This is a genomic window from Pseudarcicella hirudinis (assembly GCF_900115665.1).
GTDB lineage: Bacteria > Bacteroidota > Bacteroidia > Cytophagales > Spirosomataceae > Pseudarcicella > Pseudarcicella hirudinis.
Map to the genome: position 1 here is coordinate 26284 of NZ_FOXH01000023.1, position 24708 is coordinate 50991.

The 24708-nt window shown below is 37.7% G+C and carries 18 protein-coding genes and 2 tRNA genes; 9 read left to right on the plus strand and 11 right to left on the minus strand.

Features of this window, described 5'->3' with window-relative positions:
- A partial coding sequence (locus tag BM179_RS24515) for a glycoside hydrolase family 19 protein (protein WP_218159286.1) occupies positions 1-1674 on the plus strand: 1674 nt, incomplete at its 5' end.
- Positions 1655-2416, plus strand: a complete 762-nt coding sequence (locus BM179_RS24520) for an SH3 domain-containing protein (RefSeq protein ID WP_092019794.1) — start codon at positions 1655-1657, stop codon at positions 2414-2416. The genes BM179_RS24515 and BM179_RS24520, both read left to right, overlap by 20 nt.
- Positions 2417-2483: 67 nt before the next feature.
- Here the strand turns inward: BM179_RS24520 and BM179_RS24525 are convergent.
- A tRNA-Val gene (locus BM179_RS24525) sits at positions 2484-2558 on the minus strand.
- A gap of 15 nt (positions 2559-2573) precedes the next feature.
- Positions 2574-2651: transfer RNA gene (locus tag BM179_RS24530), tRNA-Val, on the minus strand.
- Positions 2652-3079: 428 nt separating this feature from the next.
- Here BM179_RS24530 and BM179_RS24535 point away from each other — a divergent pair.
- The gene (locus BM179_RS24535; protein ID WP_092019842.1) at positions 3080-3916 is read left to right on the plus strand and encodes a TerC family protein; all 837 of its coding nucleotides are present in this window, start codon (positions 3080-3082) and stop codon (positions 3914-3916) included.
- 71 nt (positions 3917-3987) lie between these two features.
- Here BM179_RS24535 and BM179_RS24540 read toward each other — a convergent pair whose 3' ends face one another.
- The 4 genes from BM179_RS24540 to BM179_RS24555 form a co-directional block, all read right to left on the minus strand.
- The gene (locus BM179_RS24540; protein WP_092019795.1) at positions 3988-4431 is read right to left on the minus strand and encodes a thioredoxin family protein; all 444 of its coding nucleotides are present in this window, start codon (positions 4429-4431) and stop codon (positions 3988-3990) included.
- A 177-nt stretch (positions 4432-4608) separates the two neighbouring features.
- A complete protein-coding gene (gene dnaN / locus BM179_RS24545) occupies positions 4609-5733 on the minus strand; it encodes a DNA polymerase III subunit beta (protein ID WP_092019796.1) in 1125 nt (374 codons plus the stop codon).
- Between the two features lie 144 nt (positions 5734-5877).
- Positions 5878-7545, minus strand: a complete 1668-nt coding sequence (gldG, locus tag BM179_RS24550; protein ID WP_092019797.1) for a gliding motility-associated ABC transporter substrate-binding protein GldG — start codon at positions 7543-7545, stop codon at positions 5878-5880.
- A gap of 286 nt (positions 7546-7831) precedes the next feature.
- Entirely contained in the window at positions 7832-9949 is a 2118-nt protein-coding gene (locus tag BM179_RS24555) for a peptidylprolyl isomerase (protein WP_092019798.1), read from the minus strand.
- Positions 9950-10548: 599 nt separating this feature from the next.
- On the opposite strand from BM179_RS24555, the gene BM179_RS24560 reads away from it, so the two are divergent.
- On the plus strand, positions 10549-10785 hold the full coding sequence (locus BM179_RS24560) for a hypothetical protein (protein ID WP_092019799.1): 237 nt from the start codon (positions 10549-10551) through the stop codon (positions 10783-10785).
- A 71-nt stretch (positions 10786-10856) separates the two neighbouring features.
- On the opposite strand, the gene BM179_RS24565 is transcribed toward BM179_RS24560, so the two are convergent.
- From BM179_RS24565 to BM179_RS24585, 5 genes are all read right to left on the minus strand, one after another.
- Positions 10857-11984 (minus strand): aspartate aminotransferase family protein, encoded by a 1128-nt coding sequence (locus BM179_RS24565; RefSeq protein WP_092019843.1) that lies wholly within the window; start codon positions 11982-11984, stop codon positions 10857-10859.
- Between the two features lie 96 nt (positions 11985-12080).
- Complete coding sequence (locus BM179_RS24570; protein ID WP_092019800.1) at positions 12081-12953, minus strand: hypothetical protein; 873 nt, start codon at positions 12951-12953, stop codon at positions 12081-12083.
- Positions 12954-12979: 26 nt separating this feature from the next.
- Entirely contained in the window at positions 12980-13936 is a 957-nt protein-coding gene (gene argC / locus BM179_RS24575) for an N-acetyl-gamma-glutamyl-phosphate reductase (RefSeq protein WP_092019801.1), read from the minus strand.
- Positions 13937-14122: 186 nt separating this feature from the next.
- Positions 14123-15325, minus strand: coding sequence for an argininosuccinate synthase (argG, locus tag BM179_RS24580; protein WP_092019802.1), 1203 nt, complete (start codon positions 15323-15325; stop codon positions 14123-14125).
- Between the two features lie 33 nt (positions 15326-15358).
- On the minus strand, positions 15359-16030 hold the full coding sequence (locus BM179_RS24585) for a GNAT family N-acetyltransferase (protein WP_092019803.1): 672 nt from the start codon (positions 16028-16030) through the stop codon (positions 15359-15361).
- A 577-nt stretch (positions 16031-16607) separates the two neighbouring features.
- Here BM179_RS24585 and aat point away from each other — a divergent pair.
- The 5 genes from aat to BM179_RS24610 all read left to right on the plus strand — a co-directional run bounded on the left by aat (position 16608) and on the right by BM179_RS24610 (position 24683).
- On the plus strand, positions 16608-17243 hold the full coding sequence (gene aat, locus BM179_RS24590) for a leucyl/phenylalanyl-tRNA--protein transferase (protein WP_092019804.1): 636 nt from the start codon (positions 16608-16610) through the stop codon (positions 17241-17243).
- A 129-nt stretch (positions 17244-17372) separates the two neighbouring features.
- A complete protein-coding gene (gene proB / locus BM179_RS24595; RefSeq protein WP_092019805.1) occupies positions 17373-18407 on the plus strand; it encodes a glutamate 5-kinase in 1035 nt (344 codons plus the stop codon).
- A 369-nt stretch (positions 18408-18776) separates the two neighbouring features.
- Positions 18777-21848: a SusC/RagA family TonB-linked outer membrane protein gene (locus tag BM179_RS24600; RefSeq protein ID WP_092019806.1), complete on the plus strand. Its 3072-nt coding sequence runs from the start codon at positions 18777-18779 to the stop codon at positions 21846-21848.
- A 70-nt stretch (positions 21849-21918) separates the two neighbouring features.
- Positions 21919-23259, plus strand: coding sequence for a RagB/SusD family nutrient uptake outer membrane protein (locus tag BM179_RS24605; protein ID WP_092019807.1), 1341 nt, complete (start codon positions 21919-21921; stop codon positions 23257-23259).
- Between the two features lie 434 nt (positions 23260-23693).
- On the plus strand, positions 23694-24683 hold the full coding sequence (locus tag BM179_RS24610; protein ID WP_092019808.1) for a glycosyltransferase family 2 protein: 990 nt from the start codon (positions 23694-23696) through the stop codon (positions 24681-24683).
- Positions 24684-24708: the final 25 nt, after the last annotated feature.

Here is a 24708-nt window from a genome sequence, read left to right on the forward strand (position 1 = left end):
TATTCAGGTAAGTTTGGAGAGGCTCTGGAAGCAATGAAGGCCAAAGCTCAGGAACTATTGGATAAAATAGCCAGAGGAGAAAAACCCAACAAGGAAGATTATCAGGAATACAATAATATTTGTAAGGCCATAAAAAGCGGTATAGAGAGTATTAAAAACACAACACAAACACAAAACCCCAACCCAAAATTCTTAGCTAAAATTGCCCCGATACTCAACGATTTAGACAGCTACAAAGACAAGCTACTGGCAGAAGCAGACTGTGACGGAATAGGATATCATTCAGAGCTAAGAGAAGAGGTATTTTATGCTTCCACCAAAAGCCAGTTATATCCTGAAGCTTTGGTAAGTATCTGCAAATTAGGGGAATCGTCTTCTCTGGCAGGTAACATCCTAAACAGAACAGAAGATTTGGCAGTAGAAACAGCAGCAGCCAAAAGCAGTATCAAATGTGGTTGTGATGGATTGATGGATTATCTGACAGGAGATGGCAACTGTCAAAGTGTGATATACAATCTTGAGCTGCTCAAAAGAGATATATCAAAAAACAAAGTGAGTCATAAACTTAACAATCCGGCAGGAGCTACCGGACAGGTAAAAGTAGGAGAAGTTTGTATAGACAACCTGCAGATCAGATTTTATGGAGACAACCCCGAAATCAACGCCTTAAGCAAAGAGAAAACCCAGGAAGGAATAGATTTCAGTGCTACCAATTCCAGCAATATAGTATTGAATGTAAATGTATTGGATAAAGCAGAGAAGGACAAGAAGATAGAGGCTGTTTGGAGGTATCTGGGGGATAAAACCCAGGAAGACCATCAAGCTAGCTTTCCGGTTACAGGCACACAATTACATGAGATATTCCCGGATACACCACAAGACAGATGTGATGAGGTGGCAAGTATAATTAATAAGTACAGTGATGACTATGGTTTAACAACACCTGAACGAATGGCTCATTTTATAGGACAGATTGGGGCGGAAACCATGTTGAAAAACTTAGATGAGAAATCCTATTCAGCTTCAAGAATTTTAACAGCCGATAAAACACGAACAATCAGAACACATAATGGTAAAAAAGTGCTGAAATATTGTTCAATTTTTGAGGGTTATTCTGCCGATGGAGCAAGTTGTCCTTATCCATATTGCGACGAAGATATAGTCGTACCAGAAGGTAGTTATAGTGGTAGTTATGCATCTACAACTTTTATGCAAGGTATGAACAAAATAGTTAGAGCTAACATGGTAGATGAATTACCACGTGATCCTGACTTTTTTAATGTGGTATATGCCTGCAACGATATTGGAAATGGTAATATTAATTCAGGAGATGGGTATAGATTCAGAGGACGAGGATTTATGCAGATAACAGGTTATTCCAATTATAGAAAAATGGTTCAGGCAAAGTGGGACGCAGTTCATGGAACTGGCACCAAAGATTTTATGTGTCGAAGTTCGGCTTGCGACAAAAACCTAGATAACATTGCTAACGATTTAGATTTCTCCATGCTTATCTCACTAACTTTTTGGAAAGCAGGAAATACAAATGAAAAAGCCAATGAAGTAAATAAGGATTCTATTAAAGCTGTGACAAGAGCTGTAAATGGTAAAGAAATCGGAATTGATAACAGAACATTATATACCAATAAAGCATATGAAACACTTAAAAAATAATTTATGGTTGATCCTGTTGATAACAACAGCAAACTTTACTTTTGCACAGGATACTAATGTGCCTTCACAGTTAAAGGACTTTGAGGGGATTTGGCAGTTTATTCCTCCTGAATGGAGTAATGATACTTCTTTTATTGCTATTGATTTTCTGCATAATTCTAAAAGATTGACTTTATATTTTGAAAAAGAAGATAAATCTGTTTTTAGTCTAGGCCCTGACATTATTGGTTTTTCACCCAAAAACAAGAATATTGTTAAGTTATCAGATTTAGAAGAAATAGGGCAACGGATGTATTTTTATAGACCCAACCCCCAAGCCCCCAATGATAGCATAAAGTATTTTGATCAAGCAAGTCCTAGTTGTTTTGCAAGCTTTAATGGTATAGGTTCAGATGATTATGAGCCACCGTCGAATGGGAAGCCTAATTATTTCTTGTTTAATTTCGATGGTAGAAACTATGAATATCACAGGCAGATTCAACACATACCCAATTATATAGTAAAGTCCTTGCTCGAAAACAAAAAAGAATTGTATAAGGTGGAGACATTTTTAGGGGTAAAATATGCAAAGGTCAAAATTGACAAAAGCTTTATTTTCAGTTCACCAACAAAAGGAACTAATATGTACCTCCTCAAAGGTGATGAAGTGGAGATTTTAGAAACCAAAGACGATTGGCTAAAAATCCGATACTACGGCTCGAAAACCATCGAAGGTTGGATAAAGAAAACAGATGTAGAATAACTACAATAAAGCAGCTGGAGAAAAAATAAAAAAGCCTTAAAGTCAATACTTTAAGGCTTTTTTTGTGTGGTCCCACTAGGATTCGAACCTAGGACCCCCTGCTTGTAAGGCAGGTGCTCTGAACCAGCTGAGCTATGAAACCGAATGAAGTAAAATTTGGTGGTCCCACTAGGATTCGAACCTAGGACCCCCTGCTTGTAAGGCAGGTGCTCTGAACCAGCTGAGCTATGAAACCAAATTAATTATTACCGTTTCGTTTAACGTGGTGCAAAATTACACTATAAAAATTAATTGTGCAAGACGTATTGTGAAAAAAACTTGACTTAGGTCAGACATTAAAGGTAAGTCTTTTGTTGTCAGTATGTTAAATAGATATTTTTTTTTAATTCAATTAATATCTTTTTTACAGAGAATGCTTTGAGCGATTTTTCAATATTGATTCATCAATTTTCAGGTCATATTATCATTAATTCTGACCATTTGTAATTAATGGGATTTTATTTGTTCCCGGATCATCATAGTTTTGCAAAGTCTTGTTAATTTTCAGGACAGATAGATTTTTTTGTAAAAAAGACTCCGAGAAATTAACCTCCTCTGTTTTCCGGTAAACGTGAGCATTGTTATTTATTCGGATTCATTAAATTCTTAAACCATATATAAATGATACAACAATTATTTTCAGCAGACGCACTCATCAGTTTAGTAACATTAACATTCCTTGAAATCGTCTTAGGTATTGATAATATTATTTTCATTTCAATAGCAGCCAATAAGCTTGCTATCAAAGATCAACCCAAAGCCCGCAATATTGGTTTGTTGCTGGCAATGATCTTCAGGGTTGTTTTATTATTCGGTTTGTCTTTTATTATTTCCCTGCAGGAACCTTTTACCCATGTTGATCTGGGTTGGTTTAAGGCCGGAATTTCAGGACAGAGTCTGATTCTTTTTGTAGGAGGGTTATTTCTTCTTTATAAAGCTACTTCTGAGATCCACCATAAACTTGAAGGTAATACCGAAGAAGATCACGTTGACAAGCCTAAAAAAGGCTCTGCTTCAGATAAACTTACTGCAGTAGTTTTACAGATTGCTTTAATTAATATTGTCTTCTCAATTGACTCAATCCTCACCGCTATCGGATTAACTCATAACCTGCCTGTAATGATTCTGGCTGTGATTTTATCCATTATAATTATGATGGGTTTTTCAGGTCCGGTTGGAAAGTTTGTGAACGATCATCCGTCAGTTCAGATGCTTGGTTTGGCATTTCTTATTATGATTGGCTTCATGCTGGTTGCGGAGGCCGCTCATGACGCTGAAGTTTCATTCCTGGGTTCTAATGTCGGGTCAGTTCCTAAAGGGTATTTATATTTCTCAATTGCATTCTCTCTGCTGGTTGAGTTTTTAAATATGAAAGTGAAAAAGAACAGCAAGCCGGAACCAGTTCAGCTACATGATTATAAAAAACAAGCGAAAGACGAAGGATTGCTTGATGAGAATTAAGCAGAAAACTTAAGGATATAAAAAAAGACAGCCACTCCGGCTGTCTTTTTTTATAGGAAGCTATAATCTTATTATTTGATTTTCTGAGCAAAAGAAAGCAATTCAGAAGCACCACCACTTGGCAAACCAACAAATGTTTTCTTAACTTTTCCATTTGAGTCAAGGAAATATAATGTCGGATAGCCTTCTACAGGATACAACTGAGAGATTGCAGGACCTTCTCCGTTTTCATAATCAACAGCAATACTTACATAATTCTGGTTGATATAAGCTGCAAGATTTTTATCAGGGAACACAGAAGACTTTAATTTTTTACAGGGACCACACCAGGTAGTGTAGCAATCCATGAAGATTTTTTTATTCTCTTTCTTCGCTTTCGCAAGGGCTTCTTTGAAAGTACCTTTAAAGAAAAGGATTCCTTCAGAGCCTTCCGTTTTTTTAATAGGGTTGTTGGCAAAAGCGGTTGTAACAATAAGTGACATGAAGAGTGCCGCAATAAGTTTTAATTTGGTCATTTTCTTTGATATTGGTTTGACTTTTGACTTTATGTAAACAAACGTTAATTTCCACCTTTTTAGTTTTCCAAACAACAGATTTATTAAAAAGGCAGGGTTAAGCAGTACAGATTTAAAAACAAACGGGGTGGTAAATTTGTTCACCACCCCGTTCTATAGAATATCAGAAACTAAATCTTATGCGTAAGAATTAAGCATTACCGGCATAACCAGCATTAAAATATCTTCACTTTCTTCCTTCTCTGATGGAATAATCAGGCCAGCACGGTTTGGAACAGACATTTCCAATGAAATCATTCTCGCTGATAAATTTCCAAGCATTTCAACAAGGAATTTAGCATTGAATCCGATTTCCATTTCTTCTCCTTCGTAATCACAAATCAAACGCTCATTCGCCTCGTTTGAGTAATCTAAATCCTCTGCTGAAATAATCAGTTCATTGGTCGATAACTTTAAACGGATCTGATGAGTAGTTTTATTTGAGTAAATAGAAATACGACGTAATGAACTCAATAATTCCATACGGTTTATAGTCATCACATTCGGATTGTTCTGAGGAATTGCGTTCTCATAATCAGGGAATCTCTCATCAATCAGACGACAAATCATTCTGATGTTATTGAAACTGAAAAAAGCATTGGATTGACTGAAATCAGCCGTTACAGTAGTATCGTCAGATGGTAATGATGATTTCAGCAGATTCAGGGCTTTTCTCGGGATAATCATGGTTGATTCATAATCAGATTTCACATCTGAACGTCTGTATCTGATCAGCCTGTGGCCGTCTGTTGCTACAAAATTGGTGTATTCTGCCGATAATTGCACATAAACTCCTGTCATTGCAGGACGTAAATCATCATTGGATACGGCGAAAATAGTATTACCGATCGCTGAAGCCAGAACGTCAGCAGGTAATTGTACCGAAAGGCTTTTTGCAACCTGAGGAACTTTAGGGAAATCGATAGAATTTTCACCTGAAAGCTTGTATCGTCCATTCTCTGAGATAATCTCAGTACCGAAAGTTTCGCTATCTACTTTGAAGGTAATAGGCTGCTCCGGTAACCCTCTTAAGGTGTCTAACAACAAACGGGCCGGAACTGCGATTGCGCCACTTTCATTTGATTCAACTTCCAAAGTAGTAATCATAACTGTCTGAGAATCAGAAGCAGTTACGGTTAACTGATTTTGGTCCAGCTGGAACAAAAAGTTTTCCAAAATAGGCATAATCGGATTATTGGCAATAACCCCATTTACTGCCGAAAGCTGTTTTAATAAGACTGAAGATGAGACGACAAATTTCATGTGGTTTGTATGTTGTTATGATGCTACATTTATTAAAAATTTACGCAAATGCGATCATCTCTGTAGTTGAAATAAAAGTTAAAATTATCAAAATCCCCGCAAAACTACAAGTTTAGCAATCAACGATTTGGAAGATTAATGTTTTCATGACATTTCAAATTTCCTTTTTCTGATGAAATTGTGAATAAGACCAAGCAAAATGATTAATCCTATAGGAATAACCAGATTGATAATCTGCCATTTGGTTCTGTCAGTTTGTAAGAGAGCCTTATCGAGCGGACGTAAAGTTACTTCTTTATTTCTGGCAGAAATTACACCATTTTCATCCAAAAGATAGTCAATGGCGTTGAGAATGAAATCTTTATTGGCAAAAGTATTCCCGGAAAATTTATCAAAACCTACAGGAAGCGGCGTATTCTTCTGAATATCGAAATCATTTGTAGGGATATTGCCGTCGGAACATACAATTATCTTTGTGGATTTACCTTTATGCTGAAAAGTCTTTGCTCTCGGATCATCCGACAAAATCCTGTTAAGAAATAAAGACTGAAAACTTCCTTCGAGCAGGTAAGCAATGGTTTTAGAACCGGCATTATATTGGGCAGGATTAATTTCTTTTCCTGCAATGTCATAACTAAGCGTAGCAGGAGCATTTATAACCTGCGTGTAAGCTGAGGTCATAAGTAAAGGAGTTTTGGTGATTCCGGGAGCTTTAACACTGTCTATACTTCCGACATACTTAGTATAAATGGCATCAAGATTTCTTACAATCGGAGAGTTACCGAAAGTGTTTATTAATGGAAAATATACCCAGGGCACCATTTGAATATTATTACGGTTTCCAAAATTCCCTACATCCATCGGAATAGCAGCACACATCTGAGCGTCTTTGATCAGATTAAAATTAAGCCGCACTCCGTATTTAAATAACATATCTTCAAGATTAACACTCAACGGCTGCGCGAGATTGCCTTCTCTTGCCACTGTGTCAATTTTTACTGAATTCATGAAGAATAATGCTTTTCCGCCATTCATGATAAACTGATCAATTTTGTATTTATCATTATCTGAGAACGGAGTATCAGGTTTTAAGACGAAAATGGCATCTAAGCCATCAAGTGTAGGGGAGTTTCGGAGATCAACCGGATAGAGCTCATAGAATTTCTTGAGGGAACCGATAAGACTTAACTGATTAACCGCAGGCAGGTGGCTGTAATTTATAAAGAATCCGATTTTTTTCTTTTCCTGTAAGGTTAACTGTTTTATTGCTGAAGCAAGCTGATATTCAACTCCCTCGTAAGATTGATTGAGTATTTCCTGAGGACTTGCCAGTTTATTCCCTTTAAGCAGCAAAACGGCTACTTCTTTGTCTTTGTAAGTAATCAGTGCCCCGGGCGCAATTAATGTTTGAACCTGATGTCCGTTTTCTTTGTCGAGAACATTGGTAGGAGGGATGCCCTTCTGAGCCAGTTCTATAAAGATTTTGTTTCTTTTCTTCTCGTCTTTTACCTCATCATACAGATCTACGAAACGGTATTTGATTTTTGACCCGGCATGAATCTGAAATTCTTCCAGGGTTTCCTGAACAGCATTTTCGAGTCTTTTAAATCCACCGGGAATAGACTTTCCGGTAAGATAGACTTTTACATAAACCTCATCGTCCAGGTTTTCCAGAAGGTTTTGTGTTGCTTTGGAAATAGTATAACGTTTTTCTTCGGTTAAATCAATTCTAAAAAAAAATCGTTTGGCCAGCAAATTGAATCCGGCAATTGCCAGAAGAACAATCAGAAAGGTCAGGAGTTTATTTTTCATTCGATCAAAATGCAATTATTGTACAGGAAACCAGGTTAGACAAAATGCTATTATTCATAAACGAATCATTACGCAATTATCGTAAACAGCATGAAGAAATAAATCTGAAATCTATTTTATGCTTTTAATTACGACTTAAAATTAAGAGCAGCATTTGTAATGCATTGCGCTGATTTTATGTACAAAGCTACAAAAAGAAAAGCATCCCCGAAGGAATGCTTTTCTTTAATTCATCGAATCTTTTAGAGGAAAGAAACTTTTGAATAATATCGTCTTTGATAACGGTCTAATAGAATTTAGCTCTGTTATCAACAATTTTAGCTTTTTCTTTGATTGCTTCGTTGATATAGAAAGAAGTTCTCTGAGCTGCCATTAAACGGGCTGTATTTTTGTAAGTTGACAAATCAGCTAAAGCCGGAGCTGGAATTGATTTGATAGTTTCCATCACAAAGATACCTGCTTCACCTTTGAAAGGCTTGCTCTTCTGACCAGCTTTCAATCCGAATGCTTTTCCTAAGGCTGTAGGATCAGCGCCGGCGCTGTTTAAAACACCCTGAGCAAGTGTAATGTCATTAGCAGTTTCAACTAAGGCACCAGCACCATATTTCTGAGCAATCTGTTCTAAGTTTCCTGAAATACCATCCAGTTTTTTGATGATTTGTTCCGCTTTCAGATCAGCTCTTACTTTTGCTGTTAATTCATCACGATAATCATCAATTTTCACATTATCCTTATCAGTTTTACCGGTAAGAACTGCTACGATATACTGGTTATCAACTTCAAACACTTTTTTCGAAGCATCTCCAACACTTGTTTCCTTGTCAAATGCCCATCTTACAATTTCACGGGCAGCCTGCAAGTTGTTAAATCCTTGAGAGTTTTCACTGATACGGTTAGCACGAAGCATAATCAAAGACTTATCTTTCTTCAAAGAAGCATCAAAAGCTGCTTTAGTTCCATTGGCATTTGCAAATTCATCTGCTTTACGGAAAGCTTCATCCATAGTAGACTGACTTGGAACGATGCCTTTGTTAATTGCAGCCAACTTATATTTAGTATTTGTTTTCGGCTCAGTAACTTTAATGATATGGAATCCGAAGTCTGTTTCAACCAAGGTTGGAATTAATCCTGAACCTGAGAATCCGAAAACAGCCTGTTCGAAAGGCTTTACCATAGAACCATTGTTCTTGAAATATCCTAAGTCACCACCTGTCTGAGCAGAACCGTCCATGCTGTTAGTTCTGGCCATTACCTCGAAATTAGCACCGCCTTTTATCTGATCTAAAATAGTCTGAGCTCTCTTACGTGCTTCGGCTTTTGCTGAATCAGTTTTGTTGGCAGGAGAAATAAGGATATGACTTGCTTTAACAGTGTAAAGGGAATCTTTTTTCACACCACCATATTTGTAAATAGAGTAATAACCCCCATTTTTGAATGGTCCGTAAATACCACCAACCTGGAATGTAGCGATCGATGTTTTTACAGCTTCAGGTAATTCTGAAAGTGTAGAGTAGTACGGAGTACGAACATCTGAATTCAATACTGCAAATGCTGAATCATTTTTAGAAACGGCAAGATCTTTAGCCAGTTTCTTGATTTGCTGATAGAAAGAAGCCGTATCTGCTTTAGAAGGAATTACAGGGAATGTAACATATTCAATAGAACGTGTATTTTCTCCTTTAAACTGATCCTTATGGCTGCTAAGGTATTCTTCTAATTGCGCATCAGTTACTTTGATTGAGGAATCTGCAATTGAATAGAATGGTACGTACAAATATCTTACATCAACTTTTGAAGTCTGAGCTGTATAGTCTTTCTGAGCCTCAATGTTGGTAGTATAAGTTGAAAGACGCAACAAGTTTTCATACTTTGATCTCAAACGATCCTGACCCAATGATTTCTCAAAATTAGCCCAGGCCTGTTGTTGCTGAACCGGCATCGTTTTAAGATTTTTCAAAAACTGAATTACGAAGTTTTTGTCAAACTGTCCGGTTTGCGGATTGGTAAACTGCTGACGAACGGAAGGATGAATATTATTTCCCTGAACCATATCAATCAATTCTTCCGGAGAAACTGAAAGACCAAGTGCATCAAATTCTTTCTTGTAAGCGATATCAAGAATCATTTGATTCCAGACCTGATCACGTAATAAAGGTGATTCCTGTTCTCCCGGACCACGGCCAGCCTGTGCAGTATAATTAGCAGATGCTTCTTCAAACTTCTTCTGGAAGTCCGGAGCTAAAATTGTTTCACCTGCGATTTCACCGATTTTTTGAGAATTTCCGCCGAATAAGGTCGAACGTCCTTGAAAAATATCACTTCCGACTAGGAAGAGAACCAAACTGAAGGCGATTGCCGCCGCCGCTATTCCTGATTTTTCTCTGATTTTGGTAATTAAAGCCATTTGGTTTTTAAAATCGTTATGTAATTTTTTCTATTTGTTAAATATCGGAAACATTTTAATGGTATTGTAGTTTTAAAAGCAAATGCGATCTATGCCTAAAAATCTGATTATGTTTCCTTAAAAAGTTCTTTTGCGCCTTTCTTAAATTTCTGAATGCATCATGTTTGATTTCCCATTCAAAAGAAACGCAAAATAATTACATTCCTGCTTAATATCAAAATCATACATCAACTTGATGAGATCATTTATACTAAAAAAGCTTAAAATTAATAATTCTTAAGTATCTGTCAGGTCAGGATTCAGGCTAAAATGCTGTCCTGATGCTATTTTTGCAGAATAACAGAAAACAGAAATAAAACGCTCAGTTTCAGTCATTCAGATAAGAATAAAACAAATAGGATTATTTTACTATTTTATTTTGTTATAACTGTAACTGCAGATACTTTTTAAACTGCACAATACAGGTAGTAAAACTCTTATAAGGTATTTTCTTGAATGTTTAGTGACTTTTTATACATTTATCAGTTTAATACATAGAAAGTTAAGTTTTTTTTAAACGAAAATAATTCAAATCAGAGCTGATTGGCCAGTCCAATAAAATGATTATTGTTGACTATATTTTATTAGTGAAGCACTTTAAGGGCGGTACTTCTGCAGAAGAAGAATCTTCTTTGCAGGATTGGCTGAGCAAAAGCGAAATAAACAGGAAAAGATACGAAAAACTTAAAATATCCTGGAATTCAGAGAATAATCCCTCCAAAGAAGTGCTTAAAAGCCACAATAAAGCCTGGAGTAATTTATTCAAAAAAATTGTTGAGGATGATAAGGATGAATAATCCGGGTGTATTCAAAAAGGGGAGAATGGATTTCAAATAAGAACCACTCTTCCCTTTTTAAATTTTTAAAATTAACCTTTTATTACCAGGGAAAGTGCTTCCAGAAATCTGTCACATTCTGCTTTGCCTAATGCAAGACTCGGCAAGAGTCTTAAAGTGTGTTTTCCGGCATAACCACAGAAAATGTTATGCTCAAAAAGAAGAGCATCTCTGATTTTATCTACGGGTCTTTCAAACTCAATTCCAATCATTAGCCCTTTTCCTCTTAATTCTTTAATGCCTTCAATCTGAGCGAGATTAGACATTAAATAATCTCCGGTAACTGAGGCATTTTCAATCAGGTTTTCTTCCTTCATTACGTCAAGTACTGCTACAGCAGCAGCACATGCCAGATGATTTCCTCCGAAAGTTGTTCCCAAAAGCCCGAACGATGCCTTGAATTTTGGTGAAATCAATACACCACCAATCGGAAATCCATTTCCCATGCCTTTGGCAGTAGTCATAATATCCGGATTGATTCCTGCATACTGATGTGAGAAGAATTTTCCCGAACGACCGTAACCACACTGCACAGAATCAAGAATTAAGACAGCTCCGGTTTGATCACAAAGTTCTCTTGCCGCTTTCAGAAATTCTTCAGAAGTGACTTTAATTCCGCCAACTCCTTGAATTCCTTCAACAATTACAGCGCAGGTTTCTTCTGAAATATTTTCCTTTAACGCCTCAATGTCATTGAAAGGAATGAAAGTAACATGTTCAGAATAGTTAATCGGTGCAACAATAGACTTGTTATCAGTTATGGCTACCGCACCGGATGTTCTTCCGTGAAAGCTTTGAGAAAATGCAATTACTTTTTTTCTGCCATTGTGGAAAGAAGCAAGTTTTAAGGCATTTTCATTAGATTCAGCACCTGAATTTGTCAGAAAAAGTGCATAATCTTCATATCCTGAAAGTTTACCTAATTTTTCAGCCAGTTCCTGCTGAAGCGGTATTTTTACGGAATTAGAATAAAATCCGATATTTTGTAATTGATTAGTCAGTTTTTCAACATAATACGGATGCGAATGGCCAATAGAGATTACGGCATGTCCTCCGTACAAATCTAAATACTCAACACCGTTTTTGTCCCATAAATAGCTTCCTTTGGCTTTTACAGGCTCAATATCATACAAGGGATATACATTAAAAAGGTTCATGATTTTATATATGTTTGTCACCAGTCTCAGAAAACTCCGGACTTAGCTGTTGAAATTCAGAAATGTATTTATTGTTGGCGCTCGTTGAAAGCGGGGAATCTATTTATTCTTGCGATGCCTTCCGAATTTATACCCGAGTACACCGTAAAATTCTCCCCACCAGATACTTTGTTGCGCATAGTCAGTATCTCTTCCTGTGGTCGGGATATTGTTAAGCCTGGAAAAACCATATTTAACATCTGTTTGAAAAAACAGGCGTTTTGAAAAATCAAATCTCAAACCTGCTTTTGCTGAGAAACCGTATCCGGAAACATTCCAGAAGTGATTAGCACCTACTCCGAAAAGATGGACATCACTCCTCGGTACCATTGCGCCGGCACCCATACCTGCTAACCAGTCGAGACTTAGCTTTTTGTTTTTGGCAGTCCAGAGACGGTCGTACCTGTCAAGCTCAAGCGCAGCATAGTTAAAGCCATCTGTATGTTCGAGGTGCAGGAAATGATCAGGATCCAGGACAACGGTATTTGCCTCTTTCGTGAAATCTCCTACATATTTAGGGTCAACAGTAATAGCAGGATCAGATACCTGTGGCGAAATATGTCCGGAAATAGCTACTTTCTGCCAATCCTGAACCACATATTTCATATGATCCCAGCCTAATGATAAACACCAGTGATCATTGAAGAAATAACCGGCCCTGAAATTGAATTGCGGAATACTTAGTAAACCCGGATTTAAATAAGTACCAATATCCTGAATCGGAGTAGGAGCATCAGCTGCTACCGCTTTATACAAGGTAAAATCGTAACCAATTCCTCTGAAACGAATGTCAGACTCTGAGTAAGAAAAAGAACGGTTGTATCCCCAATAAACAAAATATTCCCCTTTTCTGCTATAAGATTCTTTTTCTTGTGCCTGAGAAACTTTGACGGTTAATACTAAAAGGAAAAAAGTAAAGATTAAATTTTTCATGATATGGTAGTTGTAAAACAGAACCTCTAAAATCCAACTGATTTTAAATGAAGGCCTGTTTTTTCCGGCAATCCGAACAACAGATTCAGGTTTTGAACTGCCTGACCGGATGCACCTTTGGTTAGATTGTCTATGATACTGGTTATGAGTAAATTACCATCGTGAACTTCCAGATGAATCAGGCATTTATTGGTATTAACCACCTGTTTGAGATCAATCGGGGAATCACTTATATGCGTAAATGGATGCGACGCGTAATAATTCTTATACAACCTTTGAGCGTCTTCCAGAGTTCCTTCAAACTTTGTGTAAACATTTGCCATAATTCCACGGGTGAAATTGCCCCGGTATGGAATGAATTGAATAGCCTCTGAAAATGAATGCTGTAAGGCAGACAGACTCATTTTGATTTCTTTCAAATGCTGATGGGTAAATGCCTTATAAATACTCATATTATTATTCCTCCAGGAGAAATGGCTGGTAGATGATAAGGACTGTCCGGCTCCGGTAGAGCCCGTTACTGCGGAAACATGTACTTCATCTTTTAACAGCTGAGCTGAAGCCAGAGGCAAAAGAGCCAGTTCTATTGAAGTAGCAAAGCAGCCCGGATTTGCAATTTTTTGAGCTGTCTTTATCTTTTCTCTCTGCAATTCAGGCAAGCCATATACAAAACCCTCAGACTCATCTCTGAAATCAGTACTCAGGTCAATGATTTTTACCTCATTAAATGCAGGATTTGCTTCCAGGAATTTTTTAGATTCTCCATGACCAGAGCAGAGAAATATAACATCTGCTTCTGTGTTAGGTTCTTCTGTAAAAACCAGATCTGTATCGCCCAGCAGGTCTGAATGTGTATTAAAAACAGGTTTTCCTGCCTGAGATTTTGAATTTACAAATGCAATTTCAGCTTCCGGATGGTGGATGAGAATTCTTAAAAGCTCGCCTCCTGTATATCCGGCTCCTCCGATTATTCCAATTTTCATATTTATTAGAGCATTTTTCTAAGAAGGGAAACATCTATTAACAACAAACCAAGTCTATTGGACTTGGTTTGTTGTTAAAGCCGAAAGAGACCAATCTTAATGTTATGATGATGAATCAGGATAAAAGTTTAATGAAAACAGACTCGGATTAACGATAATTTTGCATTAAAATTTTCCGGATTCTGACTAGTTAGTTGCCAGATCAGTAACCTTACGATGAATCATGGTTTGGTTAGAAACAATTTTAGAGAAACCTCTTACATCATCTCCCGACCATGCATTGTTCATTTCGCCATAAGAACCGAAAACAGAAGACATCAGATCGAATTTAGACTCAATACCTATAATATGGAACCTGTAAGGAGCAAGATGCGCCTCAACCGTTCCTGTAACGTTTTCCTGAATATCCCCAAGAAAGTTTTCAAAGTTTCGCATTACCGGTTCGAGAAACTGTCCTTCATGAAGAAGTGTTCCGTACATTTCAGAAATGTTCTGTTTCCAGTACATTTGCTGCTTGGTCAGAACGTGTTTCTCTAAGGTATGATGAGCTTTTATGATAATCAATGGTGCCGGAGCTTCGAAACCTACACGGCCTTTAATCCCGATAATTGTATCTCCGACGTGAATATCACGACCGATTCCGAAAGGAGCTGCAATTTCAGTCAGTTCTCTGATAGCATCTACAGGATTTTCAAAGACTTTGTCATTGATTCCTTTTAACTCACCTTTTTCGAAATATAATTTTATATTTTCAGGAGTTGTTTTAGTAACCTGAGTTGGCCAGGCTTCTTCTGGCAGATAACCGCCGGAAGTTAATGTTTCCTTACCTCCTACAGAAGTACCCCAAAGACCTTTATTGATAGAATATGCGGCTTTATGCCATTCCTGAACAACACCTTTTGATTTAAGATATTCAATTTCGGCTTCTCTTGAAAGACGCATGTCACGGATTGGTGTAATTACTTCACATTCCGGGATGATGATTCTGAAAACTACGTCAAAGCGAACCTGATCGTTTCCTGCACCTGTACTTCCGTGAGCGATAGCCTTTGCACCGATTTTCTTAGCATATTCGGCTACAGCGGTGGCCTGAAAAACTCTTTCAGCTGATACGGATAATGGATAAGTATTGTTTTTAAGGACGTTTCCAAATACTAAATATTTCAAACAGCTTTCATAATAGTGATTAACGACATCAAGTGTAACATGACTCGCAACTCCTAAGCTGTAGGCTTTCTGTTCAATAGTTTTTAATTCTTCAGCTGAAAACCCACCGGTATCTACCAATGCTGAATGTACTTCCATTCCACGTTCTTCAGTCAGATACTTTACACAATAGGAGGTGTCCAGTCCGCCACTGAACGCTAAAACAACTTTTTGCTTACTCATTTTTAAATTATTCGGTTTACTATCAATTATCAATTAAACAAGTTCTCTTTTTATTTTACGTTCTTTCATTCTGCCTTCCATCTTCAGAAACATTTTTTCTTTGATGCTTTTAAGGCGTTCTAAAACCTTTGAATCTTTCAGGAAATTCCATTTTTCTTCAGGCTTTTTCTCTTTCACGGCAGGGTCATACATCATGCCTGTGCATAGGCAATGCTTACGGTCTGTACGGGTCAGAACGTCATAGTTTACACAGGATTTACAACCTTTCCAGAAAGCATCATCTACCGGAAGTTCACTAAAAGTTGTCGGTTCATATCCCAGGTCTGAATTGATTTTCATTACAGCCAGAGAGGTAGTGATACCAATTATTTTGGCATCAGGGAATTTTGAACGGGATAATTCGAATGCTTTGGCTTTTACAGCCTTGGCTACTCCGAATTTTCTCCATTCAGGTTTAACAATCAAACCTGAGTTTGCTACAAATTTCCCATGTTCCCATGTCTCGATGTAACAAAATCCAACAAATTCTCCTGCTGAATCAAGGGCAATAATAGCTTTGCCTTCAAGCATTTTAGCTTTAATATAATCAGGGGAGCGTTTTGCAATACCAGTGCCACGAGCTTTAGCTGATTCTTCCATTTCAAGACAGATTGAATCTGCCAAATGGCGATGTTCATGGGTAGCAACCTGAACAGTATATTCCATTGAAGTAAAGTATAGCGATAACCCGCTACGGTTCAATAAATTACAAAAAAATGGTTCAAGATGGAAAGGTCTGCCACATAGGCAAACAGAGAGATGCTAGGGTGATCAGACCCTATAAAAGAAAAGGCGCCTACGGTTTGGCGTAGTACTTAAGGGGACGTTAATATGTCTTACTTTGAAGTTCATTTTAATACCTGATAGTTATCTGATTTTAAGATTCACTACAGCCTTGAGACGCTTTTGTAAAGGAATTGTTTTAAAAATCATGCAAAGTTTAGTGAAAACAATCTTCTTTTGCAAGACTTTTTTTTCTAAAACAGATATTTAATATACATTTTTTTAAATCAAAGAGTTCCAATGTTCTTATTTTCAATTATTTGTATTTTGGATTGTATTTTTTTGCGATATCAATGACCTTTATTTTTTTGAAAGAAAACTTTGTTAAAAACATAAAAATACAAAACTTGTAATCCGGGCGTTTAATTCTTATCAGGATTTATCAGAGATAATTCAGGCAGAACAGGGCCTGCCACCGGATTGGATTAAATAGTATTTTAATTAGAAAAGGTCTCAAAAGATGGATAAATTATCAGCGGACGATTTGATTTACGGATATATAAATGGGATTTTTCCAATGGCAGATACTGATGGAACTTTATATTGGTATTCGCCTGATCCCAGGGCAATAATTCCTATTGACACCTATAAATCGCACAAATCCCTGAAGCCTGTTCTGAATAAAAATATTTTTGAAATAAAGATCAATGCCGACTTTGAGGGGGTTATGAGAAGTTGTGCTGCACCGAGGGATGATGATGACAGTACCTGGATATCAGATGAAATTATAGAGGCTTATTGTGAACTCCGGAAAATGGGCTTGGCTTTCTCAGTTGAAGCCTATAAGGATGGCCGGCTGGCAGGAGGACTTTACGGCGTCTCTATTGGCTCTGCTTTTTTTGGAGAGTCTATGTTCTACACGGTTCCGAATGCCTCTAAAGTAGCTTTTCATTACCTGATCGGGATTTTAAGAACGCAGGGTTTTATGTTGCTGGATACTCAATTTATTAACGATAATGTCCGTCGTTTCGGAGCAATTGAGATCCCCAGAACCGAATACATGAAATTGCTGAAAAAAGCCCTTGATAAGAACAGCATTTTCAGGCTGGATAATTCAGAAAATCTGGCAGACAATCCCCTTCCTTTCCTGAATTAATTCTCTCCGGCATTTTAAAGAGATTTTTCATGCTGCTGAACAATGACGGCTCTGCCCGGGGATTTACTTTGTTCCATTAGCCCTTCTTGTCTATATTTGTGCCGGTTTAACCAAGAAATTCTTAAAAAAATGTCCAAGCCAATATTGGTTATAAAGTTCGGAACAGCATCAATTACTCATAAAACGGGTGAGTTGAATGAGACCATCATTAAAGAAATTGTCCGTCAGATTGCTGTTATTCATGCTGATTATCACATTGTTCTTGTGTCTTCAGGAGCGGTGGGAGCCGGGAAAGGCTTTTTAAATAATTATAAAGGAACAATCACTGAGCGGAAAGCAGCAGCAGCTATCGGAAATCCATTGCTTTTGGCAAAATATACCCAATATTTCTCTGAATTCGGGATCCCTATTGCGCAAAGTCTTTGCGAGCGTCATCATTTTGCCAACAGAGACCAGTTCTTGCAGTTAAAGGAAACGTATCAGGAATTGTGGAAAAACGGGATTATTCCGATTGCCAATGAAAATGACGTAGTAAGTAATCTTGAACTGAAGTTTTCGGATAACGACGAACTGGCTACTTTAATTGCGGCGGGTTTCGGCGCTTCAGCACTTCTGCTTTGTACTTCTGTCGGCGGACTGCTTGATGATAATGGTCAGATTATCAGTCAGGTTTCTGAAATTAATCAGGAGATTATGGGTTTTGTTGATACTGATAAATCGGCCTTAGGATTGGGAGGGATGTTATCCAAACTGACATTTACCAGGTTAGCTACCCGTATGGGCATAAAAGTTGTCATATTTGGGCTGAAGGTTCAGAATGGTATTATTGAAGCGTTGAATGAAAGATCCGGAACCGTATTTTCGGCTCAGGAGGCGAATTTGAACGCCAGACAAAAATGGCTGGGTTCGGGAAGTCTGATTGTAGGGAAAGTCAGCGTGGATGCCGGAGCCGTAAATGCTTTGTTCAACAGGAAAAGCCTTTTAGCTGTAGGAGTAAAGAGTATTCCCGGGGAATTTGAGAAAGGAGAGGTTTTCGAAGTATTGGATCAGGAACAGAATATTATTGGAATTGCCAGAGCAAAAGTTTCTTCAGAAGAACTACTGGCGAACCTGAAAACACAAAATTTTGAGGTGGCTAATGCCGACGAAATCGTATTGATTTAATCCAAAAAAATACTATTTTATTCAAAGTATATAAGTCCCCGTCAGATTAATTTTTCTGTCGGGGATTATTTTTTTCAAAGCAGTCATATTTAGTGAATATCCGGAGAAAGTTTTCGGTTAAATGGCCTTTAAAACCGCAAAAACAGAGAAATTAAGCAGTTTTGGCATAAATTCTTAATTCAGAAATTTTACATAGTTTTTACAATGGAATCACTTTTTTTCGACATAAATTTCAATTTTGTTTGACTTTTTCAGCGTATATGTGTTTTTTTAAAGCATAAAAGTACTAATTTACAACTTTGTTAAAAGTCAATTAATATTCTATTCATTCATCTAATATTCTATTCATTCATCAAACTAATCTTCTTTATGAGAAAAATTCTTCTATTGAGTTTTCTTTTCATTATTTCTATGGGAGCCTCTGTAATGGCTCAGGATAGAAGAGTGACAGGGAAAGTAACATCTTCATCAGACGGTTCTCCCTTGCCGGGCGTTTCGATTACGTTAAAGGGTTCAACCAGGGGTACTCAAACGGATGCTATCGGACAGTATTCAATTTTAGTGCCTTCTTCGGAGTCTGTTCTGACCTTTAGTTTTGTTGGTTTTAAAACTGAAAGCGTAGTCGTCGGCGTGAAAAACAAACTGAATATTTCGCTGGAAGATGACAGCCAATCGCTGAACGAAGTGGTTGTAGTCGGTTATGGAACGGTTCAAAAGTCTTCTTTAACCGGAAATATTGCCAAGGTCTCATCAAAAGACATTCAGAATGTTCCTGTAAACTCTATCGAACAATCTATTCAGGGTAAAGCTGCCGGGGTATTTATTGAAGCAGGAAATGGAAAATTAGGTCAGGGTATCAAAATGCGTATCCGTGGTTCTTCTTCTGTAACAGCCGGAAATCAGCCATTATATGTAGTGGATGGTATCCCGATTATTACAGACAGCCAATCGAATACTTCTTCTCCGACAAACCCGCTTGCTGATATTAACTTTAACGATGTGGAGTCGGTTGAAGTGCTAAAAGATGCTTCTGCGGCAGCAATTTATGGAGCGAGAGCATCGAACGGGGTAGTTTTAATTACAACGAAACAGGGAAAAGTTGGTAAAACAAATTTCGAGCTTAATTACTATACAGGTATCAGTAATGCAACCGGACACAGAGATTGGTTGAATACTGCTGAATATGTTGAATTATTTAAAGAAGCAAGAGCTAATGCCGGACTTAGTCTGTCAGGTGGTGAAAGTCGTTTTACCCGTTACGCAGTAGGAGAGAGAGAAAGATGGGAAAACCCGGCTTCTCCGAAATATACAAGTACTAACTGGGAAGATCAGGTTTTGGTACAGGGAGATGTGAAACAGCTTGACCTGAATGTAAGAGGAGGAAATGACAAGACGATATTTTATGCTTCAGGAGGTTATAACAAAACCAACGGTATTCTGATCAAAAACAGTTTTGAGAGAATCTCCGGCCGTTTGAACCTTGAACATAAAGCGACAGAAAAAATATCTCTGGGGGTAAACTTCAGTTTGGCTAAAACTACCAATAACCGTTTGTCAAATGATAATGCCTTCTCTACCCCAATGCAGATTGTTGCTTTGGCACCACTCTCTCCGGTAATTGATCCTAGAACAGGCATACCTACTGATACTTATGATGGAGCAAACGTAACTCAATATTACAACCCTTTGATAAATGTTGATTATTCATCTAATGTAACAACGGTTTACCGAAGCATTGGTAATGTGTTCGGGAAATATAAAATTCTGGATGGCTTATCTTTCAGAACAGAATACGGATATGATCTTTTGATCCAGAATGAAGAAACGTATTATGGTACAGAAACGAAGCGTAATAATTCAACTTCTCCAAACGGGGTAGGAGATAACCGTTTTGTTCAGATTTTTAACTACAATACCAATAACTTCTTTAATTACAATAAAACTTTTGCAGAGAAACATGCAGTTGATGCGACTTTAGGTATGAGTTATCAGGAGTCGAAACGTGATGTGACTTATGTAGAAGGAAAAGCATTCCCTTCGAGTAGCTACAAGCAGATTATTGCTGCTGCACAGAAAACGGATGGAACTTCTGAGGAAACAGCCTTTGCATTTCTTTCTTATTTTGCTAGGGTAAATTATAAATTGGATAATCGTTATTTATTGTCTTTGAGCGGAAGAGTTGATGGTTCTTCCCGTTTTGGAGCAAACAGCCGTTACGGATTTTTCCCTGCTGCTTCTGCCGGTTGGGTAGTTTCAGAAGAAAACTTTATGAAAGATCAGCATACGCTGAGCTTCCTGAAATTGAGAGCAAGTTATGGTTTAACCGGTAATGCTGAAATTCAAAACTTCAAATCAGCGGCTTTGTTTAGCGGAGATGCAGGTTATGCTGGTGTTCCGGGTCAAAGACCTTCTCAGATTGCCAACCCTGATCTTAAATGGGAAACCACCGCACAAGCTGATCTAGGTATTGAATTTGGTTTGCTGAAAGACAGAATTTCAGGTGAGATTGATGTTTATTCAAAAAATACTACTGATTTATTGCTGAACGTAAATGTTCCCGGCACAACGGGTTTCAAAACACAGTTACGTAACACTGGTAAACTGGAGAATAAAGGGTTTGAATTTGTATTGAATACCCGCAATATCGTTGGCGCTTTCAACTGGACGACCAGCTTTAATATTGCAACAAATAAGAACAAAATCACTGATTTGCAGGGACAGGTAATTTCTGGCAGCTTCTTAAGCCGTGCTGTGGAAGGTCAGTCGATAGGTGTTTTCTACGGTCCGGAGTATGCAGGGGTTGATCCTAAAAACGGAGATGCTCTTTACTACAAAAATACTGAAGTCAAAGATGCAAATGGAAATGTGACGGGCAGAGACCGTTCTACAACCAATGATATCAACGATGCCAGCTATGTAGTAATCGGAAATCCAAACCCGAAATGGATCGGAGGTATTACCAACACAATGAACTATAAAGGAATTGACTTATCGTTCTCATTTCAGGGCGTTTTCGGAAATGATATTTATAATGGTGGAGGTAAATTCATGTCGGCCAACGGAGATTACTGGGATAACCAGACGAAAGATCAGCTGACAAGATGGAGAAAACCGGGAGATATCACAAATGTTCCTCAGGCACGTTTTGACTCTCAGAACGGAACGGCTGAGTCATCAAGATACGTATCTGACGGAAGTTATGTCCGTTTAAAAAATGTAACAATTGGCTATACTTTACCGGCTTCAATCATTAAAAAACTGAATTTGTCTAAAGTAAGAATTTATGCGACGGGTCAGAACGTCTTTACCTTCACTAAATACAAAGGTTGGGATCCTGAAGTAAACTCAGATGCTTATTCAACAAACGTAACGCAAGGGATTGACTTCTATTCGGCTCCACAGGCAAAAACCTTTATTTTGGGAGTTAACATCGGATTTTAATAGAATTTGAAACTCATCTTAACCGGGTTTCAGATTCGGTTTTCCAATTTTGTTACAAAATTTTTAGAAAATGAAAAAAAGATTAATATATATATCATTACTAGCCAGCTCATTATTAATGGGTTGCGGTAATAAACTTGACATTAAACCTGTAAATGATATTGACGCTTCTACTGCGCTTACTACTTCCGGTGATATTGAGGCTCTTTTAGTCGGAGCTTATGATTCAATGGGAGACGGAGATGTTTTAGGAGGTAATATCCAGAGAGATGCAGAACTGATTGCGGATAATGGAGAACTTTCATTTGTGGGTACATTCACTGCACCTCGTGAGATTTTCAGAAAAAAGTTGCTGAGAGATGACCAGCAGGCTGAAGATACCTGGTTTGACACTTATCGTACCATTAATATTGCCAATAACGTACTGGCTAATACAGGTGTGGTTACTGCTGCCAAGAAATCAAAAGTAGAAGGAGAAGCTAAATTTATTCGGGGATTAATGTATTTCGAATTAATAAGAGTTTATGCTAAAACTTTCCTGGACGGAAATCCTTTATCAAATCCTGGCGTGCCATTGGTGTTAGTACCAACCAAACAGGTTGACGGCTCAAGTTTTGTTGGCCGTAACTCAGTTCAGGAAGTTTATGCGCAAATTATCAAGGATTTAACTGATGCAGAAAAACTGTTGCCGGTAAGTAATGGATTTTTTGCTACAAAAAATGCCGCAGCAGCTATTTTGTCAAGGGTTTATCTGATGAGCGGAGATTATGCCAATGCCAGAGATGCGGCTGACAGAGTCATTGCTTCAAAGGTTTATTCGCTGGTTCCGGGTTTTCAGGATGAGTTTAATACTGCCAGCAATACTTCTGAAGATATTTTTGCGATGCAGGTTACGGCACAGGATGGTGTTAACAGTTTGGTTACATTCTTTGCTTCTTCTGATAAAGGAGGTCGTGGTGATATCATTATTGAGGACAAGCACCTTGCATTATATGATGCAAATGATACCCGTAATTTCTTCTATGTAGATGGTGATCGTTTTACCGGAAAATGGGCTGATCCTTTTGCTAATGTTAAAATTGCCCGCCTTTCTGAAATGTATCTGACAAGAGCGGAGGCCAATTTCAGATTGGGGACGAAAGTAGGAGCAAGTCCGGTTGATGATATTAATGTAGTCAGACTTAGAGCCGGAGTTTTACCTGCAAGTTCTGTTACGTTACAGTCAATATTGAAAGAAAGAAGATTGGAACTTGCTTTTGAAGGTCACTGGATTCATGACATTAAGAGAACCAAAACGACTATTATAAAAGGCACAGATTCATATCCTTTTAACGCGCCGAATTTGATTTTCCCTATTCCATTGCGTGAGATCAACACCAATAATAAATTGGTTCAGAACGAGGGATACTAGAACTGATACGAGCATTATATTGAAAATGGTGGCAGGAAGATTATTTCTTGCCACCATTTTTGGTTTTAAAAGGGCATTTCATATGTTTTCTCAAACCATTTTATATCCCGCCTGGCCTGAATAAAGGTACATTTCAGTAAAAAATCCGGAAGCATTACTTTCTATAAAAAAGCAGTGAAGAAATAATAGCCGTTCATTCTGATTATTCCGGATAAATAATAGCAGAAAATGAATGATTTGTATCTTAAAATGATGGTTTACTGACCATTGAATAATATATTATAAAATTAGTCATTGCAGGAAAGGATAAAAGATGAAGAATGATTAACTTTAACCAGCTTTATCAGATACACCTATCCTTCGATCTGCCCGTTTTCACTGCTGAATAATACCTTACATACCAATTAACAAACTTTTGATGTAATTTATGACCCATGAATAAGGATTTTAAAATATCTGTTGTTATACCCACCTTCAATGAAGTGAGCAATATCGGGATGCTTGTTTCAAAAGCACTCCCCATACTGGAGAATTATGCTGAGTATGAGATGATTTTTATTGATGACGGAAGTACAGATGGCTCTCTTGCCGTATTAAAAAGACTCCATGAACTGAATGAAAATATAAAATACGTATCTTTTTCACGCAATTTTGGTCATCAGATGGCTTTGAGAGCGGGGATTGATTATGCTACCGGTGATTGTATCATTACGATGGATGCCGACCTACAACACCCACCTGAAATGATTCCGGGATTTGTGGAAAAATGGATGGAAGGCTATGAGATTGTTTACACGGTGCGAGAGGAAAGTGATGATGAAACATATTTTAAGAAAATATCCTCTTCTTTTTTCTATCAGGTAATCAAATTCGTTACAGATATTCCGATTGAGAAGGGCGCCGCTGATTTCAGATTGATAGATAGAAAAGTGGCTGATTATATCATTCAGCTGAAAGAAAAAGATTTATTTCTGAGAGGAGTTATACCCTGGCTTGGTTTCAAACAATATAGAATAGACTATACTCCTGCAGTGAGGTATTCAGGTAAAACCAAATACTCCTTGAAAAAGATGCTTACACTTGCAGCGACGGGAATAACGTCTTTCTCAACCAAGCCTTTGTATATGTCAGCATTTCTCGGGTTTCTGATGGTTGGTATTTCGGCATTTTATGGACTTTATGCTCTTTTTCAACATTTGTTTAACCATAATGTCATTACAGGCTGGGCTTCCATTATCATTTTTACGAGTTTAATAGGCGGGATTCAGTTAATGATGATAGGAGTAATCGGCATTTATCTGGGGAAGATTTTTCAGGAAATGAAAGGGAGGCCGGGTTATGTTATACAGGATTATGCAGGATTTGTAAGAGGAAAACAGGTTTTCAGCAATTCCGAAAAATATAATTACCGTAATAAAGCATAAAAAGGAGTCCGTCAAACGGACTCCT

What these genes read in the sequence shown, in the direction of transcription:
- argG (WP_092019802.1), bottom strand. Translation starts at nt 15,325, where the DNA reads ATGAGTAAGCAAAAAGTTGTTTTAGCGTTCAGTGGCGGACTGGACACC.
- dnaN (WP_092019796.1), bottom strand. Translation starts at nt 5,733, where the DNA reads ATGAAATTTGTCGTCTCATCTTCAGTCTTATTAAAACAGCTTTCGGCA.
- BM179_RS24570 (WP_092019800.1), bottom strand. Translation starts at nt 12,953, where the DNA reads ATGAAAAATTTAATCTTTACTTTTTTCCTTTTAGTATTAACCGTCAAA.
- BM179_RS24600 (WP_092019806.1), top strand. Translation starts at nt 18,777, where the DNA reads ATGAGAAAAATTCTTCTATTGAGTTTTCTTTTCATTATTTCTATGGGA.
- BM179_RS24540 (WP_092019795.1), bottom strand. Translation starts at nt 4,431, where the DNA reads ATGACCAAATTAAAACTTATTGCGGCACTCTTCATGTCACTTATTGTT.
- aat (WP_092019804.1), top strand. Translation starts at nt 16,608, where the DNA reads ATGGATAAATTATCAGCGGACGATTTGATTTACGGATATATAAATGGG.
- argC (WP_092019801.1), bottom strand. Translation starts at nt 13,936, where the DNA reads ATGAAAATTGGAATAATCGGAGGAGCCGGATATACAGGAGGCGAGCTT.
- BM179_RS24605 (WP_092019807.1), top strand. Translation starts at nt 21,919, where the DNA reads ATGAAAAAAAGATTAATATATATATCATTACTAGCCAGCTCATTATTA.
- BM179_RS24610 (WP_092019808.1), top strand. Translation starts at nt 23,694, where the DNA reads ATGAATAAGGATTTTAAAATATCTGTTGTTATACCCACCTTCAATGAA.
- BM179_RS24520 (WP_092019794.1), top strand. Translation starts at nt 1,655, where the DNA reads ATGAAACACTTAAAAAATAATTTATGGTTGATCCTGTTGATAACAACA.
- BM179_RS24555 (WP_092019798.1), bottom strand. Translation starts at nt 9,949, where the DNA reads ATGGCTTTAATTACCAAAATCAGAGAAAAATCAGGAATAGCGGCGGCG.
- BM179_RS24585 (WP_092019803.1), bottom strand. Translation starts at nt 16,030, where the DNA reads ATGGAATATACTGTTCAGGTTGCTACCCATGAACATCGCCATTTGGCA.
- BM179_RS24560 (WP_092019799.1), top strand. Translation starts at nt 10,549, where the DNA reads ATGATTATTGTTGACTATATTTTATTAGTGAAGCACTTTAAGGGCGGT.
- gldG (WP_092019797.1), bottom strand. Translation starts at nt 7,545, where the DNA reads ATGAAAAATAAACTCCTGACCTTTCTGATTGTTCTTCTGGCAATTGCC.
- proB (WP_092019805.1), top strand. Translation starts at nt 17,373, where the DNA reads ATGTCCAAGCCAATATTGGTTATAAAGTTCGGAACAGCATCAATTACT.